The organism is Azospirillum sp. A26 (genome assembly GCF_042604635.1).
GTDB classification, from domain to species: Bacteria; Pseudomonadota; Alphaproteobacteria; order Azospirillales; family Azospirillaceae; genus Azospirillum; species Azospirillum palustre.
This window is the reverse complement of the sequence record NZ_CP170472.1, coordinates 450,669-469,201: the sequence shown is the minus strand read 5'-3', so window position 1 is coordinate 469,201 and position 18,533 is coordinate 450,669. Positions and strand designations below refer to the sequence as shown.

Below are 18,533 nucleotides of genomic sequence, written 5' to 3'. Positions count from 1 at the left end.
CAATCGGGGGATGCGATGGCTCTAGCGTTCATCGTCATCATCGCCGCCGGCCTGCTCGCGCTGGCCTACGGTTTTCGTACCGGAAAAGAAGTCATGGCCGCGTCGCCTGGGTCCGAACGGATGCAGGCCATCGCCGCCGCGGTGCAGGAAGGGGCGCGCGCCTATCTGAACCGCCAATACACCACCATCGCCATCGCCGGTGCCGTCCTGCTGGTCATCCTGTGGGTGACGCTGGGCTTTCCCGTGGCCTTGGGGTTCCTGATCGGCGCCGTGCTGTCGGGCAGTGCCGGCTATGTCGGCATGAACGTCTCGGTCCGCGCCAACGTCCGCACGGCCGAGGCGGCCACCCGCGGTCTGGCGCCGGCACTCGACATCGCCTTCAAGTCGGGAGCGATCACCGGCATGCTGGTGGTCGGGCTGGGGCTGCTGGGCGTCGGCGGCTATTTCGGCATCCTGACGCTGGTCTACCACGTCAACGATCCCGTCGAGGTCCGCACGATCCTGGAGGCGCTGGTGGCGCTCAGTTTCGGCGCCTCGCTGATCTCGATCTTCGCCCGGCTGGGCGGCGGCATCTTCACCAAGGGCGCCGACGTCGGCGCCGACCTCGTCGGCAAGGTGGAGGCCGGCATCCCGGAGGATGACCCGCGCAACCCGGCGGTCATCGCCGACAATGTCGGCGACAATGTCGGCGACTGTGCCGGGATGGCCGCCGACCTGTTCGAAACCTACGCCGTCACCATCGTCGCCACCATGCTGCTGGCGGCGATTTTCTTTACCGGCGGCGTGTTGCGGATGATGCTGGTCTATCCGCTGCTGATCGGCGCCGTCTGCATCCTGGCCTCGGTCGCCGGCACCTTCGCGGTGAAGCTCGGCCCCGACAACAACATCATGAAGGCGCTCTACAAGGGCTTGGCCGTCGCGGCCGGCATCTCGCTGGTGCTGATCCTGATCGTCACGGCGATCCTGTTCGGCTTCACCCGCGCCATCACCATGACCGACGGCGTGTCGATCACCGGTTTCAACCTGCTGGTCTCGGCCCTGGTCGGGCTGGGCGTCACCGGCCTGCTGGTCTGGATCACTGAGTTCTACACCTCGACCGCCTTCCGCCCGGTGCGCAGCGTCGCCAAGGCGTCGGAGACCGGGCACGGCACCAACGTCATCCAGGGGCTTGCCGTGTCGATGGAATCGACCGCCCTGCCGGTGATCGTCATCTGCGCCGGCATCCTGATCGCCCACGGGCAGGCCGGCGTCTTCGGCATCGGCATCGCCGCGACGACGATGCTGGCGCTGGCCGGCATGGTGGTGGCACTCGACGCCTACGGGCCGGTCACCGACAATGCCGGCGGCATCGCCGAGATGTCGGACATGCCCGCCAACATCCGCGTCACCACCGACGCGCTGGACGCCGTCGGCAACACCACCAAAGCGGTGACCAAGGGCTACGCCATCGGCTCCGCCGGTCTGGCCGCCCTGGTTCTCTTCGCTGCCTATGTCCAGGATTTGGGCCATTACTTCCCGACCATTCCGGTCGAGTTCCGGCTGAACGACCCGTACGTCGTCGTCGGGCTGCTGGTGGGCGGCCTGCTGCCCTATCTGTTCGGTGCCATGGGCATGACTGCCGTCGGCCGCGCCGCCGGGTCCGTCGTCGTGGAGGTGCGGCGCCAGTTCCGAGAAATCCCCGGCATCATGGAGGGCACCGCCAAGCCCGATTACGGCCGTGCGGTGGACATGCTGACCAAGGCGGCGATCAAGGAGATGATCATCCCCTCGCTGCTGCCGGTCCTGGCCCCGGTGGTCCTCTATCTGGTGATCGCCGCCATCGGCGGGCAGGCGGCCGGCTTCGCGTCGCTGGGCGCCATGCTGCTGGGCACCATCGTCACCGGCATCTTCGTCGCCATTTCGATGACGTCGGGCGGCGGCGCCTGGGACAATGCCAAGAAGTTCATCGAGGAGGGCCATCACGGCGGCAAGGGCTCCGACGCCCACAAGGCGGCGGTGACCGGCGATACCGTCGGCGATCCCTACAAGGACACCGCCGGCCCGGCGGTGAACCCGATGATCAAGATCACCAACATCGTGGCGATCCTGCTGCTGGCGATCCTGGCCCAGGTGGGATGAGAGTTCGGGTGAGCGACCGGTGCGGGGCAGGACAACCGCCTGCCCCGCACCGACGCATTCACAGTCCCGGCGAGGCTTCCGGCGCCAGAGTTTCCACGAACTCGTTGAAGTCGGACGCCTCGCGGAAGTCCTTGTAGACGGAGGCGTAGCGGATATACGCCACCTGATCCATCGTCTGCAGCGCTTCCATGATCTTCTCGCCGATCTGCTTCGACGGAATCTCGCTCTCGCCGGAGGATTCCAACTGGCGGACCATGCTGTTCACCACCCGGTCGATGCGGTCAGCGTCGATCGGGCGCTTGCGCAGCGCGATCCTCATCGACCGCAGCAGCTTCTCGCGGTCGAATCCTTCGCGCTGGCCGTTGCTCTTCACCACCGTCAGCTCGCGCAGCTGGACGCGTTCGAAGGTGGTGAAGCGGGCGCTGCAACTGGGACAGAAGCGCCGCCGGCGGATTGCCGAGTTGTCTTCGGTCGGGCGCGAGTCCTTGACCTGGGTGTCCTCGTTTCCGCAGAACGGGCAGCGCATCTGGTGGATTCCCCGTCGATTACAGTCGATTACAGAGTCGGATAGATCGGGAACTGACGGCACAGGCCGCGCACACGCTCGCGCATCGCCGCCTCGACCGCCGTGTTGTCGCCGGAGTTGCTGGCGGCCAGCCCGTCCAGCGTCTCGACGATCATCTCGCCGACCTGTTTGAACTCGGCGGTGCCGAAACCGCGGGTGGTCGCCGCCGGGCTGCCCAGGCGGACGCCGGAGGTGATCATCGGCTTCTGCGGGTCGAACGGCACGCCGTTCTTGTTGCAGGTCATGCCGGCATGCTCGAGGCTGGCTTCCGCCGCCTTGCCGGTCAGGTTCTTCGGACGCAGGTCGACCAGCACGATGTGGCTGTCGGTGCCGCCCGACACGATGTCCAGCCCGCCGGCGATCAGCGTCTTGGCCAGCACCTGGGCATTGTCGACCACCGCCTGGGCGTAGGTCTTGAACTCCGGACGCAGCGCCTCGGCGAAGGCCACCGCCTTGGCGGCGATAACATGCATCAGCGGGCCGCCCTGCAGGCCGGGGAAGACGGCCGAGTTGATCTTCTTGGCGATGTCTTCCTTGTTGGTCAGCACCATGCCGCCGCGCGGGCCGCGCAGCGTCTTGTGGGTGGTGGTGGTGACCACGTCGGCATAGGGGAACGGGTTCGGATAGACGCCGCCGGCAATCAGGCCGGCATAGTGGGCGATGTCGACCATGAAGATCGCGCCGACCTCGTCCGCGATGGCGCGGAAGCGCTCATAGTCCAGCACGCGCGGATAGGCGGAGCCGCCGGCGATGATCAGCTTCGGCTTGTGCTCGCGGGCCAGCGCCTCGACCTGATCGAAGTCGATCAGGTGATCGTCCTTGCGCACGCCGTACTGCACCGCCTTGAACCACTTGCCCGACATGTTGGGGGCGGCGCCGTGGGTCAGGTGGCCGCCGGCGGCCAGCGACATGCCGAGCACGCAGTCGCCCGGCTGAAGCAGGGCCAGCAGGACCGCCTGGTTGGCCTGGGAGCCGGAGTTCGGCTGCACGTTGGCGAAATCGCAGCCGAACAGCTTGCAGGCGCGCTCGATGGCGAGGTTCTCCGCCACGTCGACGAATTCGCAGCCGCCATAGTAACGCTTGCCCGGATAGCCTTCGGCGTACTTGTTGGTCAGGACCGAGCCCTGCGCTTCCAGCACCGCCTGCGAGACGATGTTCTCGGAGGCGATCAGCTCGATCTGCTCCTGCTGGCGGACCAGCTCGTCGCGGACCGCGCGGGCCAGTTCGGGATCGGTCTCGGCAAGCGAGGCGGCGAAGAAGCGGCCGATCTCTGCGGTGTTGCTGCTGGTCATGGCGGGAGGCTCCTCAATCGAAAGGGCGTCAAGCAGGACAGGCAAGAAGCCGTCCCGCTTTCGTCAGGTCTCCGGGCTCTGTCGCGTCCCGGTTGCGGGCCTTCACGGCCAAATCAAGGGGCCAGAGGCGGCGCGAAGACGCGCTCAGCCCATCTTGGCGATGCGGCGGCTGTGACGCTCGCCGCCTTCGAAATCGGTCTTCAGGAAGATTTCGACGCAATCCTTGGCGATCTCCGGACCGACGATGCGGGCGCCCAGCGCGATCACGTTGGCGTCGTTGTGCTCGCGCGACAGGCGCGCGGTGGTCACGTCGTGCACCAGGGCGGCGCGGATGCCGGGGTGGCGGTTGGCGGCGATGCTGATGCCGATGCCGCTGCCGCAGACCAGCACGCCGCGCTGCGCCCGGCCGTCGGTGACGGCGGCGGCCAGCGCCGCGGCGAAGTCCGGGTAATCGACCGAGGCCGGACCGTCGGTACCGAGATCGAGGACGGTGTAGCCGGCGCCCTCAAGCTGCCGTGCGATCTGAGCCTTCAGCTCATAGCCGGCGTGATCGGAAGCGAGTGCCACGGTGCGGACGGTCATGACGGCGGAAACTCCGGTGCGGTCGGTAACGGATACGGGCAGTGCGGATGCACGGGCGGCAACCGGGCCGGCGAAGCGGCCTGCAATCGGGCAAAAGACGCCGGCACCCTACCAGATGTCGGTGCCAACCGCCACAGCCACACCATGACGTGGATGCATAGCTAAACCCAGCACCGCCCGGCATCGGTCGACTTGGCGGTCGACTTGGCGGTCGGTTTGACGGTCGGTTTGACGGTCGATTTCCGGCGCGCGATCGGCCGGCGCCCAGCCGGAGCGGCGCCGACGCCTACCAACGCGAAAGTTCGGCCTCTGTTTTCACCTCCTCGTTGCCGATGGGGCAAAACAAGGGAGATAGCCGATTCGTTATATGCGGGGGAAATGCGCCAATTGCCGCAACGGAGCCGGGGGAAAATCGCAAGCCGGCGCCTACTAGACGCGCCTTAAAGCCGCGGCACAGCCACAACCGTGCAACGATTTTCAGCGAAGGCTGATTTACGCGGTGTTGCTTTGTTCTGACCGACAAGAGCAACTAATTTGATGATTGCCGAAATTATATTGACACCCAAATCACGGTATGCAACTTGGTTCCTACGGACAAATGAAAAACCAGGACACAGTGCAATGAGCGACCAGCTTCGCGCCGATGTACCGGACAATGCGCTGCTGCGGATGACCGCCGACATCGTATCGGCGTATGTCAGCAAGAACGTGTTGCCTGCTCAGCAAATCCCCGACGTGATCAATACGGTCTACTCGTCGCTGACCGGTCTGAATGGTCAGCCCCGTGAGGTCGCGGCGGAGCCGCTGAAGCCGGCCGTTCCGATTCGCAAGTCAGTGACGCCCGAATACATCGTCTGCCTGGAAGACGGGAAGAAGTTGAAGATGCTGAAGCGGCACCTTCGCTCGACCTACAACATGTCGCCGGACGAGTATCGCGCACGCTGGGGACTTCCGCCCGACTATCCGATGGTTGCGCCGAACTATGCGGCGCAGCGTTCGGAATTCGCCAAGCGCATCGGCCTGGGCCGCAGTTCCGGCCGCCAGACCCGCCGCAAGGCCGGTTGATCGAGTAAAGTCCGTATGCAACACGGGCCGATCCACCCAGGAGTCGGCCCGTGTGCGTGTCCGGTCGATGGCACTGCCATCCGATTGGTTGAAGCTGCGAATCGGTTGCATTCCAAGGGCCGCAAGCCTCAGTTGGCGCACCCCTTGCGGCCCGACAGGCGGCAGTTGAAACGGTCGACATTTCGACTCAATTCGCGCCCGGTCGACACATTTTCTTCGTTCAGGCAGGTCAGATAGCTCATCGACTTGTCGACGTAATCCTTCACCTCGCCCTGACAGGACGACATCTTGTCGGCGCTGAGGAAGGTCGCCTGATCGTCCATGCACAGCGGCACACCCGGCTTCAGGCAGCCCGCTGCCGGCGTCGTCGGTTGCGGGGCGGTCGAGGGCGGCCCACCGGTTGCCGTGCCGCCGGCAGCGCCGGGGGCCGACTGACGGCCGCCATGGTCCTGTGCGCCATGGCCCGGCTTCTGGCTCGGCTGGGACGAGGCGGCCAGCGCCGCCTGCGGGATCGCCAGGACCGGCAGGGCTGCAACCGAAGCGGTGGCCGTCAATGCCGCCGACATCAGCGACACACGCAGGAAAGCCGTCACGCCCAGAATCCTGAAGCCTGCCGCCCTCAAACCCGCCGCCTTAAAACCCAACATGGCCTCGATCCTCTGGCGTTTCATTTTTCTGCCCGAAGGCCGGCACGGAAAACGGCCCGGCCACCCCCCGCTTAACCGGCTGAACGGCGCAGGAAAAGGGGCTTTCCTTATGCGCCATTCGTTCAGAGATGCGCGGTTCTACAAGCGTTACACCCCCTGCGCCAGTGTCAACGGGCAGGCATAGGTCTACTGTCGGGGTCGAGCGGTTCGCTCTACGACCGGCGGGCCGACCCAGCGTCGGGGCCGCCGGCGGAGGCATGCCGGCGCTCACCATCAGCAAAAGCCAGACTTCGATACGCGCCGCCCGGCCCCGTCCGGCGGCGCGTTTTCTTTTCGCACCCTGCGGATAAGCGTAATTCAGGGAAGATTCACAACTATTGGATGTTACTGCCCGGTCAGTAAAGTCCGCCGCCCCGCTTCGGCCCCGGCTTGGCCGGCGCGGTGGGTCCGACGCCCTTGTTCTGCACGAAGCGCAGCTTGTTGATCGCCGTCCGCTTCAACAGTTCCTGGCTGCCGGTTGCCGGACCGGCCACCGTCACCTCGACGCCGGTCCTGGCATCGATGGCGGTCACCCGCAGATAGCTGCCGACCCGCTGGAACTCGAACAGCACGTCACCGTCGGTCATGCCCAATGCCCTCCCTTGGCCCGCCACATCGCCCGGCCCTCCTTACCCTAAGGTCAGTCCCCCTTCGAGACCGCAACACCCGGCAGCCATCGCTGTTGTCCACCCAGCCATTCGGCGCGCAGGAGCCCCGCTCCGCCAACCCCCACTGCGAGGAAGGACCACCAAAATGGCCGCCAAGACGATGCAGGATCTGCTGATCGAGGATCTTCGCGACATTTACCACGCCGAGAAGCAGATCGCGAAGGCCCTGCCCAAGATGGCCAAGGCCGCCAGCTCCGACAAGCTGCGCCAGGCGTTCGAAACCCATCTGGAACAGACCCACGGCCAGATCGAGCGGCTTCAACAGGTGTTTGAGGAGATGGACACCCGTCCGCGCGGCAAGCATTGCGACGCGATGGAGGGGCTGATCAGCGAGGCCCAGGAAATCCTGGAAATGGGTCTGGCGCCCGAGGTGCAGGACGCCGCCCTGATCGCCGCCGCCCAGAAGGTGGAGCATTACGAGATCGCCAGCTACGGCACGCTGCATGCCTTCGCCACCGCCTGCGGTCTCGACAGGGTCGCCCAGCTGCTGGACGAGACGCTGCAGGAGGAAAAGGACACCGACACGCTGCTGAACAAGCTGGCCATCGGCGACGTCAACAAGAAGGCGATGGCGGCCAGCGGCAAGAAGGCCGCCTGATCCCATAATCCCTCAAGTCTTCCGTGACCAATCGTCCCCCGGCCCCGCGTAAGGGCCGGACCCCGGTTGCAAGCACCGCGTCGGACCGATAGCATCCCCGCTGTCCGGTCCTTCGCGGTGTTTCGTCATGCGTCGCCTTTTGTCTGCCTTTGGCTTAGCCCTGTTCCTGACGCTGCCGTCGGCGCCATCGGCCGTTGCGAACGAGGGGGCGCCGGGCGCCCTGCCGCCGTCGGTGCGGATCAAGCCGCTGATGGTCCCGGTGGTGAATGCCGGCCGGATCGAGAAATACACCCAGGTCGAAGTGAACCTGGAGATCGGCGACGCCCTGAAGCTGGGCGAGGTGCAGCTCAGCATCCCACGCCTGCACGACGCCATCCTGACCGCGATCTACAAGGGCGTGGACGAAGGCTGGATCGTCCGCGGCAACATCGCGAACGTGCCGGCCCTGCGCCGCCGCATCGACGAATCGGTGATCGCCATGTTCGGCAAGGACGTGGTCAGCCGCATCCTCATCACGCCCATCGCGCGGCAGTCGTCGCTGCAATAGACTGCTCCCCGGAAAGCCCGGTGATTCAAGGCTCCGTATAAGGCCCCATTTCAAGGATCGACCCGTCATGCCCTTCGTCTATGTCGCGCGCAGCGCCGCCCTGACCAAATGGGCGTCCGACGTCGGACAGGGAAAGCACATCTACAAGCTGGGCATCGCGGAGGATGAGGCCGCGGTCAAGGCGACGGTCGCCGCCGGCTGGGGTGGCGAATCCGACTGGAAACTGATTCAGACCATGCCGGTCGAGGATCTGGACGAGGACGCCGCGCTGGCCCGGCTCGGCCGGCGCGAGAAGGCGATCGACCCCACCTACTACCCGCGGTTGAAGGGAGCGGCCGGCGTGTACCGCATCACCCTGACCAACGTGCAGAACAGCCTGCTGGTCGCCAAGGCGATGACCGCCGACGAGCCGCTGACCGACGTCAAGGTGAAGCCCAAGGACATCGCCGACTACATGATCCGCAACGCGATTGCCTGAGCGTCCCCGTGAAGACCTCCCCGCCGCCCATCCGCCGCCTCGCTTTCGATGCCCTGACGCTGCGCGACCTGCACGACATGCTGGCCCTGCGCAGCCGCGTGTTCGTAGTCGAGCAGGCCTCCCCCTACCCCGACATCGACGGCCGCGATCCCGGGGCGCTTCACCTCGTCGCGCGGGACGAGGCGGGCGCCATCGTCGGCTGCGCCCGCTGCCTCGGCCCTGATGAAGATGGCTCTGACAGGGATGGCCCGGATGGGGCGAATCCGGACGCGCCGGTCTCCTTCGGCCGTCTGGCGGTGGATCCGTCGCAACGCTCGACCGGGCTCGGGCGGGCGCTGGTGGCGGAGTCGCTGACGGTGCTGGCGGAACGCTGGCCCGACCGCGACGTGGTCATCGGCGCGCAGCAGCATCTCGAACGCTTCTACGGCAGCTTCGGCTTCGTCCGGGACACCGATCCGTACGACGATTTCGGCATTCCCCACATCGACATGCGGCTGCGGCGCTGACGCTTCCCTTGCCGGCGATCCGCCGCTGATCCTGCGTCGAGACACCTCCGTTACAGCTGCCCCGCCATCACCGGCACGGCGATGCGACACAATGCCCCACGCATACGAGGGCATTGCTGCCCGTGGCTGTCTGCGCCCTCGGGAAGACAACGGGGCGTTGTTATTCCTGTGTTTGCCGGCGAGGCATAAGCCTTACGTAACAGACCGTTGATTTCGTCATACGTAGAATTTTCGATGATCGAAATCGAAATCGTTGCCGTATCAGTTCTCACATTCGATGGGGTGAGGCATTCACCCTTTCGTATGCAACTCCGAAGGCGAGGCGACTGTCCCCGCGAATCGAAGGCCTGTCCGGTTACATGAGGGGCAAGACGATGTCCTGGTTCACCAATCTCCGCATCGGCGGAAAGCTGCTGACGGCATTCGCTGCATTGATCGTCATCATTGGCGTAATCAGCATTGCCAACTATTCGACCCTATCGTCGATCCAGTCCTCCATCGGCTGGACGATCCACACCTACCGCGTCATCCAGACCACCGATGCGGCGATGACGGCGATGGTCGATCAGGAAACCGGTCTGCGCGGCTATCTGGTCAGCGGCGATCCGGCCTTCCTCGAGCCCTACCGCTCCGGCGCGCAGGCGTTCGACCGTGCGCTGGCGGAGGTGAAGTCGCTGACCGCCGACAACCCGCAGCAGCAGGCCCGGCTGGAGGAATTGCGCAGGCACGCCGCCACCTGGCGCGAAACGGTGGCGGACAAGGAAATCGCCCTGATGTCCAAGGCCGACACGCGCGAGGAGGCCCGCGCGATGGAGGCGAAGGCGCTCGGCAAGGCGTCGATGGACGGCATCCGTTCCCTGGTCCGGCAGATCGAGGATGCCGAGCGTGCGCTGCTGACGGCGCGCGACGCGGAGCAGAAGACCGCCTTCTCGACCGGCTATGTCACCGCCATCGCCGGCGCGCTGATCTCCCTTCTGGTCGCCGTGGCGGCCGGGCTGGTGCTGCGCGGCTCCATCGCCGAGCCCATCGTCGCCATGACCGCCGCCATGGGCCGGCTGGCCGGCGGCGACCGCACGGTCGAGGTGCCGGGCGTCGGCCGCAGGGACGAGGTCGGTGCCATGGCCGAGGCGGTGGATGTGTTCAAACGAAACGCCATCGAAGCCGACCGCCTCTCCGCCGCCCAGCGCGCCGAGGAAGAGGCCAAGGCCCGTCGCGCCACCCGGTTGGAAGAGCTGATGCGCACCTTCGAGGGCAACGTCACCGCGGTAGTGCAGAGCCTGTCGGGTGCGGCGACCCAGATGCAGCAGTCGGCCGGCGCGCTGACCAGCACCGCCGACGAGACCAACCGCCAGAGCACCACAGTGGCGTCGGCCGCCGAGCAGGCGTCCGCCAACGTCCAGACCGTCGCCGCCGCGGCCGAGGAACTCTCCTCCTCCATCGCCGAGATCGGCCGTCAGGTCACCCAGTCGACCCGCGTCGCCGAACAGGCAGTCAGCGGCGCCAACCGCGCCAACGGCGTGGTGTCCGGCCTTGCCGACGGGGCGCAGAAGATCGGCGAGGTGGTGGACCTCATCAACAACATCGCGGCGCAGACCAACCTGCTGGCGCTCAACGCCACCATCGAGGCCGCACGGGCCGGCGAGGCCGGCAAGGGCTTCGCCGTGGTGGCGAGCGAGGTGAAGAGCCTTGCCAACCAGACCGCCAAGGCGACCGAGGACATCACCGGCCAGATCGCCACCATCCAGGGCGCGACGCGCGAGGCGGTGTCCGCCATTGAGGAGATCGGCCGCATCATCACCGAGATCAGCCAGATCTCCGCGACCATCGCCTCGGCGGTGGAACAGCAGAGCGCCGCGACCCAGGAAATCAGCCGCAACGTCCAGGAAGCGGCCCAGGGCACGCAGCAGGTGACCAGCAACATCGTCGGCGTCACTCGCGCTGCCGGCGACACCGGCCGCGCCGCCGGCGAAGTCCGCAGTGTCGCCGATCACCTGACCGGCGAATCGACCCGCCTGCGCCAGGAGGTGGAAAGCTTCCTCAACGGCGTGAAGGCGGCGTGAAGGCGGCACGATGAACCAGGGGGGCGACTTGGCGCCCCCCTGCCCCGTTCATCAGTGAGACAGCAGCAGCGGCACCGGGCAGGTGCGCAGGACATGCCGCGTCCCGCTGCCGCGGTGCAGGAACGGGAAGCCGTAATGGCCGTGGGCGCCCATCACCAGCAGATCGGCGCCGGTGTCCATGGCGCGGGCCAGCAGGGCGTCCATCGCACCGATGTCGCTCACGGTGAAATGGGTCTGCTCGGCGGTCACGCCGTGGAAGGCAAGATGGTCGAGCACGCCGACCCGCGGCGTCTCCGGCGCGGAGGAGGAGGCCTGGGTCAGCACGGTGATGACCGTCACCTCCTTGGCCTTCTCCAGCATCGGCATGGCGTCGGACAGGGCGCGCGCGGCTTCGCGCTCGGCGTTCCAGGCGACGGCCACGCGCTGGCCGATGGTGGCGAAGCGGCCGGCATAGGGGATGACCAGCACCGGGCGGCCGGAATTCAACACCACCTGCTCGTTCAACTCCTCCGGCGCCGCCTGCGATCCCGCCTCGCGGTCATACTGGCCCAGCACCGTCAGGTCGGCGAAGCGCGACCAGATGATGACCTCGCGGATGACATGGTTGTACTCGCCATGGGTCAGGCCGTGCCAATGGCCCTGGAGCCCGGACGCGGCGAGCTTCTCCTTGAACAGCGCCTCGCTGCGGGCCGCGGCGTCGCCCAGATGGTCGCTGGACCGGCGGGCGATCACGCTGGTGGCGTTGCGGTCGCCCTGCGCGAACAGGCCACGCAGGAAGGCGCCATGACGCTGGGCCAGCGCGATGGCGGCATCGAGACGCGCCTCGACATGCGGGCTGCTGTCGAGATGAACGAGGATGTGCTTGTAGGTCATGCGGACCCTCCCGGTATGAAATGCGAAGTCTTATGACGTCTGCGGTTCTCCGCCGGACCGGCCGACGCGGGCGATCTGTGGGATGATCGGCGGGCTGGCGGATTGTTTCATATGCATCATGTTCAGCCGGGCGGCGTTCGTCCAGCAGCGATCTGCCGGCCTGCGGCGAGAGGTCGCAAGGGAGGCGAGCTGGCCGTCCGGAAAACCGATCCGGGAACCCGTCAGGCGTCGCGGAACCGTCCATAGGTGTAATGCGCGGCGCACGCGCCCTCGGCCGAGACCATGCAGGACCCCATGGGGTTTTCCGGGGTGCAGACCGTGTCGAACAGCTTGCAGTCGACCGGCCGCTTCACCCCACGCAGGATGGCGCCGCAATCGCAGCCCTTGTGGTCGGCAACTCTGGCCCCGGCGATGGGAAAGCGCCGCTCGGCATCGAAGGCGGCATAGGCGTCGCGCAGCTTCAACCCGCTGTGCGGGATGCTGCCCAGCCCGCGCCATTCGAAGGACTGCCGGGTTTCGAAGATCTCCAGAACCAGCGCCTGGGCCTTGCGGTTGCCGTCGGCGGTGACGGCGCGGGTGAACTGGTTCTCCACTTCCGCCCGCCCGTCGTTGATCTGGCGGACCAGCATCAGGATGGATTGCAGCACGTCGAGCGGCTCGAAGCCGGAGATCACCACCGGCTTGCCATGCTCGGCCGCGGCCGGGGCGTAGGCCTCCGACCCGATGACGACCGAGACATGCGCCGGCCCGACGAACCCGTCGAGCGACAGCCCCTCATCGGCGCCCGCCAGGATGCCCTGAATGGCCGACGGGGTGAGCACATGGTTGCAGAAGACGGAGAAGTTGGTCAGCCCCTGCGCCGCGGCGGCACGGACGGCCAGCGCGGTCGGCGGAGTCGTCGTCTCGAAGCCGATGGCGAGGAACACCACCTGCCGGTCCGGATTCTCGGCGGCGATGCGCACCGCCGCGTCGGCGGTCACCACCATCCGCACGTCGGCCCCCTGCGCCTTGGCCTTCAGCAGGCTGAGCCGCCCCGACCCCGGCACGCGCATCACATCGCCATAGGTGCACAGGGTGACCTCCGGCCGGCGGGCCAGCGCGATGGCGTCGTCGATCCGCCCGACCGGCAGGACGCAGACCGGGCAGCCCGGCCCGTGGATCATCCGCACATTGCCGGGCAGCAGGTCGGGGATACCATAGCGGGAGATGGCGTGGGTGTGGCCGCCGCAGAACTCCATCAGGTGATAGGAGCGGTCGGCCCGCACCTCCCGCGCGATGGCGGCGGCGACGTTGCGGGCCAGAACCGGATCGCGGAACTCTTCGACGTATTTCATGGTCGCTCCCTCTGCCCCGCCATTTCACCCGCAAGGCTGATCGTATGCGTTGATACGGATCAAGAGGGAAGCCCGGGAAATCGTCTCGCCCGGACCTCAACCACTCACACCTTGTAGGCCAGCCGCAGCCCGCCCCAATGGCGTCCGCGCACGGTGACGGGGGCGGAGACGTCCTTCATCAGCGCGAACTTCCCGCCGCCCATGTCGCGCCGGTAGGTCTGCAACAGGAAGGGCTTGGTGCTGCGGCCGGCGGCCAGCCCGACGCGGTCGTTGAAGATGCGGCGGTTGCGGCAGTTGGCGGCGTTCCAGACCGGGTCGCGGCCCTGGGGCTGGCTGAACTGCCGGTTGTGGGTGGGCAGATAGCCGTTCTCGTCCACCGCGACGCAGAAGACGATGCGGCCGTTGGCCGACAGCACCGGCTCCTGGATGCCGGGCAGTACGCGGTCGCACAGCTGGGTGTAGCGGGTCATCACCTGCTGCGGGTCCGATCCGGCGACCGGCTGGTACCGGCGGTCGAACAGGTCGGATTCGCTGATGTCGCCTCGGGCCAGCGCATCCTCGAAGGCGGCGGAGACCTTCGCGGCGGCATCCTTCACCGCGGCGATGAAGGGGGTGTCGACCGTCTCGATGTTCAGTTCGGCGGTGACGCCGATCAGCCGCTCGCTCATCCCGACCAGGCTGTTCACCCGGTCGCGCGCCTGGGCCAGATTCTCGCTGGACAGCTTCACGCCCACCGCCAGATCGGCGATCTCGCGCTCCAGTTCGCCGCAATTGCCGCCGATCTCGGCCGACGCGGCATCGATCTTGTCGGTCTCGCCGTTCAGCTCGCGCATGGCGCGGCCGACCGTCTCGATCACCGTGCCGATGGCGGAGGTCCCCTCGCTGACCGCGCGGGCCTTGGCGGCGCTGGCGGCGCTCTCCGCCATCAGGCGCTGGGCCTGCTCGTTCAGGGACTTCAGCGTCGCGTCGATCTCGGTCGTCGCCTCGCTGGTCTTGGTGGACAGCGACTTCACCTCGTTCGCCACCACGGCGAAGCCGCGCCCGGCATCGCCGGCGCGTGCCGCCTCGATGGTGGCGTTCAACGCCAGCAGGTTGGTCTGCTTGGCGATGGTGAAGATCTCCTTGGCGACCTTGCCGACGCGGTCGAGCGCGTCGCGCAGCCCGGCGATCTGCCCTTCGATCCCCGTCACCGACGACACCAGGGAATGGATGTCGGACAAGGATTTCTGCACGCGGTCGTGCGAACTGTCGACCTCCTGCCGCGCCTGTTCGGTGACCGAGCGCGCGATGGCGGAGGCCTGGGAAATCCGGTCCGTGCTGCGCGACATCTTGGCGCCAGTGTCGCGCAGTTGGATGAACACCTCCGACTGGTGGGTGACGCGGGCGTTCACATCCTCGATGTGGCCGGCGATATCCGCGATCTCGATACCGAGATTGCCAGCCTCTTCCGCGATGTCCGCGATCAGATGCGGACGAAGCCCAAAGCCACCATCCATCTTATCCACCATTTTTGCTGTTTTATAACTGAGCGCTTTCTCCCGAGAACTATTATTGCGCTTTTGATACAGATTCGCAACGAATGGGGAGACCGAGCCGAACCCAGTCCCCCTGTCCATTGGTAGGATACCTTAAGGAGAAGCTGCGCCCAGTGATTGTGCGGTAACAAAAGTTGGACGCGATATGCGGGTTATCCCGCAATGCGGATCCGCATCGCGGAGTGCCTTGCACAACCTCTCGGCCGTCAGCCGGCGATGCGGTGGTCCAGCCGTTCGTCGACCAGACCGGCGGGCTCCTGGTGGACCAGCACCTCGGCATTGGCGAAGGCGTCGCGCAGCCGCGTCTCCACCCGGTCGGCGATGTCGTGCGCGGCGGTCAGGGTCAGCCCGCCGTCCAGCTCCAGATGCAGCTCGATGAAGCAGCCGGTGCCGGCATTGCGCGTGCGCAGGTCATGCAGGCCGCGCACCCCCGGCTCGGCCAGTGCCAGCTCGGCGATGCGGCCGCGCTCCTCTTCCGCAAGTTCGCGGTCCATCAGAACGTCCAGCGCGTCGCGCGCCACGCCGCGCGCGCCGTTCAGCAGGAACAGGGCGATGCCGATGCCGAACAGCGGATCGACCACGGTCAGCCCGGTCGCCTCGGTCAGCAGGATGGCGACGATGACGGCACCGTTCATCAGCAGGTCGCCGGAATAATGCAGCCGATCCGCCCCGATGGCGACGGAGCCGGTGGCGGTCTGCACCCGGCGCTGGAAGGTGATCAGCCCGGCGGTCAGCAGGATCGACAGCAGCATCACCGCGATGCCCATCGTCCCCTCGGCAATGGGTTCCGGCCGGATCAGCCGCCGCACCGCCTCGATGCTCAGCAGCACGGCTGAACCGCCGATGAAGGCGGCCTGGGCAAGCGCCGCCAGCGCCTCCGCCTTGCCATGGCCGAACCGGTGGTTGGCATCGGCCGGGCGCAGGGCATGGCGCACGCCCAGCAGCGTCACCACCGAGGCCATCAGGTCGGTGCAGGAATCGATCAGCGAGGACAGGATGCTGACCGACTCGGTCAGCAGATAGGCGCCCAGCTTCGCCGCGATCAGGGTCGAGGCCACCGACACGCTGGCATAGGTGGCATAACGGCGCAGGCGGTCCGCCGATGCCGCGTTTTCAACATTGTCGCTCACTGGTTTCCCCCACTCCGCAAAGCCGGCCGGCGCGCGACCGTAGCGGCGCATCCTTACAGGTCGCTTACGGCCCGCACCGGCCTGACATCACCGACGTCTGCCAGCCCTTTACGGGAACAGATGCTCGGTCGTCCAACCCGGCGCATCGGCGTCGGTTCCCTCCGCCCGCCGGCCCTCCGCCCGCTGGTACACCAGCCGGTCGTGCAGGCGGAACGGACGGTCGCGCCAGAACTCGATCCGCGACGGCAGGACGCGGAAGCCGGTCCAGTGCGGCGGCCGCGGCACCGTGCCGATGGCGTATTTGGCGGCGAACTGGGCGACGCGCTTCTCCAGCTCCCACCGCCCTTCCAGCGGGCGCGACTGCTGGGATGCCCAGGCGCCGATCCGGCTGTCGCGCGGGCGGCTTTCGAAATAGGCGTCGGCCTCGGCATCGGTGACGATCTCCACCGGCCCCTCGACCCGCACCTGCCGGCGCAGGCTCTTCCAGTGGAAGCACAGGGCGGCGTTCCGATTCGCCAGCAGTTGCGTGCCCTTTCGGCTCTCGGTGTTGGTGTAGAAGACGAAACCGCGCGGATCGATTCCCTTCAACAGCACCATCCGCACCGACGGAATGCCGTTGGCGTCGGCGGTGGCCAGCGCCATGGCGTTGGGATCGTTGGGCTCGCTCTGCTCCGCCTCCTTCATCCATTCGGCGAAGAGATCGTAGGGGGAGCGGGGATTGCGGTCGTTGCTGTCCGTCATTCCTGGGGTCCTGTCTCGATGGGTCCCGCGCCGCCAAGCGGGTGGTGCGCGGCCGGTGCGGGAACGGGCTTTTGTGCAAAAGCGAAAGGGTCACAGCCTCATCACAATTCACAGCAAGCATAGGGTCGCTTATATCACTGTCCACCGCGAAGCCACCGATTGGCTGCCGCGGCAACCAACCTTTTCGAGGCGCAAGGATGTTCGTGAAGAAAGTCGTTCCGGCCGTGATCGTCGTGGGCCTGCTGGCCGGGTGCCAGACGGGCGGCCAGAAGGAAACGGTCGGCACGGTCGGCGGTGCGGTCGCCGGCGGCCTGATCGGTTCGCAGATCGGCGGCGGAACGGGCAAGCTGGTGGCGACCGGCGTCGGCACGCTGCTGGGCGCCTTCATCGGCAAGGAGATCGGCGGCTCGCTCGACAAGGCCGATGCCGGCTATGCCGAGACCGCTGCCCGTCAGGCCTATGCCGCTCCGGTCGGTGACCGCATCAACTGGAACAACCCGCAGTCGGGCAATTCCGGTACCATCGTGACCACCCGCGACGGCTACAGCAACAGCGGCACCTATTGCCGCGAGTTCCAGCAGACCATCGTGGTCAAGGGGCGGACGGAGCAGGCCTACGGAACCGCTTGCAAACAGGCCGACGGTACGTGGAAGATCATCGGCAACTCGTAACACCGCCGACCCGCAACCTTTGAGCCCCCCTGGGGCGGGAAATCTCTGCCCGTGGCTACGCGCGATCCCTATAGCGTTCTCGGCGTCAGCCGGTCCGCCAGTGCCGACGACATCAAGAAGGCATACCGCAAGCTCGCCAAGCAGCATCACCCGGACCTGAAGCCGGGCGACGCCGCCAACGAGGAACGGTTCAAGGAAATCTCGGCCGCCTACACGCTGCTGTCGGATGCCGAGAAGCGCGCCCGCTACGACCGCGGGGAGATCGACCCATCGGGGCAGGAACGGCACGCGGGTTTCGGCACGCGCGGCCGGACCGCCGGCAGCCGCGGCAAGGCCTACACCAGCACCGCCGACGACAGCTTCTTCGGCGGCGGCGACGACTGGTTCTCCGACCTGTTCGGTGGCGGCCGGCGCCGCCCCGGCGGGCCGGGTGCCGGAGCGGGAGCCGGGGCCGGCACGGGCGGCTCCACCGGGCCGAAGGTGCGGGGCAGCGACATCTCCTATTCCGTCACCGTCCCCTTCATCGAGGCGGCGAACGGGTCGAAGCGCCGCATCAACCTGTCCAACGGCAAGAGCATCGACGTCGCCATCCCGGCCGGAACGGAGAACGAGTCGAAGCTGCGGCTGAAGGGCCAGGGTCTGCCCGGCATGGGCGGCATGCCCAACGGCGACGCCATCGTCGAGGTGCATGTCGAATCCCACCCCTTCTTCACCCGGCAGGACGGCGACATCCATGTCGAGGTGCCGATCACCCTGAACGAGGCGGTTCTGGGCGCGACCGTCAATGTCCCGACGATCAGCGGCAAGGTCGCGGTGAAGGTGCCGCCGGGCGCCAACACCGGTTCCGTCCTGCGCCTGCGCGGCAAGGGCGTGGTCAACCAGGCCACCAAGCAGCCGGGCGACCAGTATGTGAAGCTGAAGGTCGTCCTGCCCGACCCGCCCGACGGTGAGCTGGTCAAGTTCGTCGAGGAATGGGCGAAGACCCGCAGCTACGACGTCCGCAAGAAGGCCGGGCTGGAGTAACCGCCGGCGCCGGGTTTCCCCCTCCCCTCGGGGCGCAGAACCGCTTCGGCCCGCCGCTGTT

Annotated in this window: 19 protein-coding genes; 9 read left to right on the top strand and 10 right to left on the bottom strand. The window is 66.9% G+C overall.

Annotation, left to right across the window (positions count from 1 at the left end):
- The first annotated feature begins 15 nt into the window (after window positions 1-15).
- Entirely contained in the window at window positions 16-2,118 is a 2,103-nt protein-coding gene (locus ABNQ39_RS02725) for a sodium-translocating pyrophosphatase (RefSeq protein WP_376958723.1), read from the top strand.
- A gap of 58 nt (window positions 2,119-2,176) precedes the next feature.
- Here the strand turns inward: ABNQ39_RS02725 and nrdR are convergent, their stop codons facing one another.
- The 3 genes from nrdR to rpiB all read right to left on the bottom strand — a co-directional run bounded on the left by nrdR (window position 2,177) and on the right by rpiB (window position 4,557).
- A complete protein-coding gene (gene nrdR / locus ABNQ39_RS02720) occupies window positions 2,177-2,644 on the bottom strand; it encodes a transcriptional regulator NrdR (protein ID WP_098740213.1) in 468 nt (155 codons plus the stop codon).
- Window positions 2,645-2,673: 29 nt separating this feature from the next.
- Window positions 2,674-3,975, bottom strand: a complete 1,302-nt coding sequence (glyA, locus tag ABNQ39_RS02715; RefSeq protein WP_098740214.1) for a serine hydroxymethyltransferase — start codon at window positions 3,973-3,975, stop codon at window positions 2,674-2,676.
- A gap of 144 nt (window positions 3,976-4,119) precedes the next feature.
- A complete protein-coding gene (gene rpiB / locus ABNQ39_RS02710) occupies window positions 4,120-4,557 on the bottom strand; it encodes a ribose 5-phosphate isomerase B (RefSeq protein WP_109095413.1) in 438 nt (145 codons plus the stop codon).
- A 621-nt stretch (window positions 4,558-5,178) separates the two neighbouring features.
- Between rpiB and ABNQ39_RS02705 the strand changes: the two genes are divergently transcribed.
- Window positions 5,179-5,622: a MucR family transcriptional regulator gene (locus ABNQ39_RS02705; RefSeq protein ID WP_014247241.1), complete on the top strand. Its 444-nt coding sequence runs from the start codon at window positions 5,179-5,181 to the stop codon at window positions 5,620-5,622.
- 128 nt (window positions 5,623-5,750) lie between these two features.
- On the opposite strand, the gene ABNQ39_RS02700 is transcribed toward ABNQ39_RS02705, so the two are convergent.
- Both ABNQ39_RS02700 and ABNQ39_RS02695 read right to left on the bottom strand, forming a co-directional pair.
- On the bottom strand, window positions 5,751-6,215 hold the full coding sequence (locus tag ABNQ39_RS02700; protein ID WP_376958720.1) for a hypothetical protein: 465 nt from the start codon (window positions 6,213-6,215) through the stop codon (window positions 5,751-5,753).
- 449 nt (window positions 6,216-6,664) lie between these two features.
- A complete protein-coding gene (locus ABNQ39_RS02695; RefSeq protein ID WP_376958718.1) occupies window positions 6,665-6,895 on the bottom strand; it encodes a DUF6898 family protein in 231 nt (76 codons plus the stop codon).
- 166 nt (window positions 6,896-7,061) lie between these two features.
- Between ABNQ39_RS02695 and ABNQ39_RS02690 the strand changes: the two genes are divergently transcribed.
- The 5 genes from ABNQ39_RS02690 to ABNQ39_RS02670 all read left to right on the top strand — a co-directional run bounded on the left by ABNQ39_RS02690 (window position 7,062) and on the right by ABNQ39_RS02670 (window position 11,165).
- Window positions 7,062-7,574 (top strand): ferritin-like domain-containing protein, encoded by a 513-nt coding sequence (locus tag ABNQ39_RS02690; protein ID WP_376958716.1) that lies wholly within the window; start codon window positions 7,062-7,064, stop codon window positions 7,572-7,574.
- Between the two features lie 127 nt (window positions 7,575-7,701).
- Entirely contained in the window at window positions 7,702-8,121 is a 420-nt protein-coding gene (locus tag ABNQ39_RS02685; protein WP_376958714.1) for a hypothetical protein, read from the top strand.
- Window positions 8,122-8,188: 67 nt separating this feature from the next.
- Window positions 8,189-8,599, top strand: coding sequence for a hypothetical protein (locus ABNQ39_RS02680; protein WP_376958712.1), 411 nt, complete (start codon window positions 8,189-8,191; stop codon window positions 8,597-8,599).
- An 8-nt stretch (window positions 8,600-8,607) separates the two neighbouring features.
- The gene (locus ABNQ39_RS02675; RefSeq protein WP_376958710.1) at window positions 8,608-9,105 is read left to right on the top strand and encodes a GNAT family N-acetyltransferase; all 498 of its coding nucleotides are present in this window, start codon (window positions 8,608-8,610) and stop codon (window positions 9,103-9,105) included.
- Window positions 9,106-9,479: 374 nt separating this feature from the next.
- A complete protein-coding gene (locus ABNQ39_RS02670) occupies window positions 9,480-11,165 on the top strand; it encodes a methyl-accepting chemotaxis protein (RefSeq protein ID WP_376958708.1) in 1,686 nt (561 codons plus the stop codon).
- A 51-nt stretch (window positions 11,166-11,216) separates the two neighbouring features.
- Here ABNQ39_RS02670 and ABNQ39_RS02665 read toward each other — a convergent pair whose 3' ends face one another.
- From ABNQ39_RS02665 to pdxH, 5 genes are all read right to left on the bottom strand, one after another.
- On the bottom strand, window positions 11,217-12,038 hold the full coding sequence (locus tag ABNQ39_RS02665) for a universal stress protein (protein WP_376958706.1): 822 nt from the start codon (window positions 12,036-12,038) through the stop codon (window positions 11,217-11,219).
- A gap of 221 nt (window positions 12,039-12,259) precedes the next feature.
- A complete protein-coding gene (gene hypD / locus ABNQ39_RS02660) occupies window positions 12,260-13,372 on the bottom strand; it encodes a hydrogenase formation protein HypD (protein WP_376958705.1) in 1,113 nt (370 codons plus the stop codon).
- 104 nt (window positions 13,373-13,476) lie between these two features.
- Window positions 13,477-14,880: a methyl-accepting chemotaxis protein gene (locus ABNQ39_RS02655; RefSeq protein WP_376958703.1), complete on the bottom strand. Its 1,404-nt coding sequence runs from the start codon at window positions 14,878-14,880 to the stop codon at window positions 13,477-13,479.
- A gap of 233 nt (window positions 14,881-15,113) precedes the next feature.
- A complete protein-coding gene (locus ABNQ39_RS02650; protein ID WP_376958701.1) occupies window positions 15,114-16,037 on the bottom strand; it encodes a cation diffusion facilitator family transporter in 924 nt (307 codons plus the stop codon).
- Between the two features lie 108 nt (window positions 16,038-16,145).
- On the bottom strand, window positions 16,146-16,778 hold the full coding sequence (gene pdxH / locus ABNQ39_RS02645; RefSeq protein ID WP_376958699.1) for a pyridoxamine 5'-phosphate oxidase: 633 nt from the start codon (window positions 16,776-16,778) through the stop codon (window positions 16,146-16,148).
- 197 nt (window positions 16,779-16,975) lie between these two features.
- Between pdxH and ABNQ39_RS02640 the strand changes: the two genes are divergently transcribed.
- Both ABNQ39_RS02640 and ABNQ39_RS02635 read left to right on the top strand, forming a co-directional pair.
- Window positions 16,976-17,449 carry an RT0821/Lpp0805 family surface protein gene (locus tag ABNQ39_RS02640; RefSeq protein ID WP_098740225.1) on the top strand — a complete coding sequence of 158 codons (474 nt, stop codon included), beginning with the start codon at window positions 16,976-16,978 and terminating at the stop codon, window positions 17,447-17,449.
- Window positions 17,450-17,500: 51 nt separating this feature from the next.
- Complete coding sequence (locus ABNQ39_RS02635) at window positions 17,501-18,472, top strand: DnaJ C-terminal domain-containing protein (protein ID WP_376958696.1); 972 nt, start codon at window positions 17,501-17,503, stop codon at window positions 18,470-18,472.
- The last annotated feature ends 61 nt before the right edge of the window (window positions 18,473-18,533 follow it).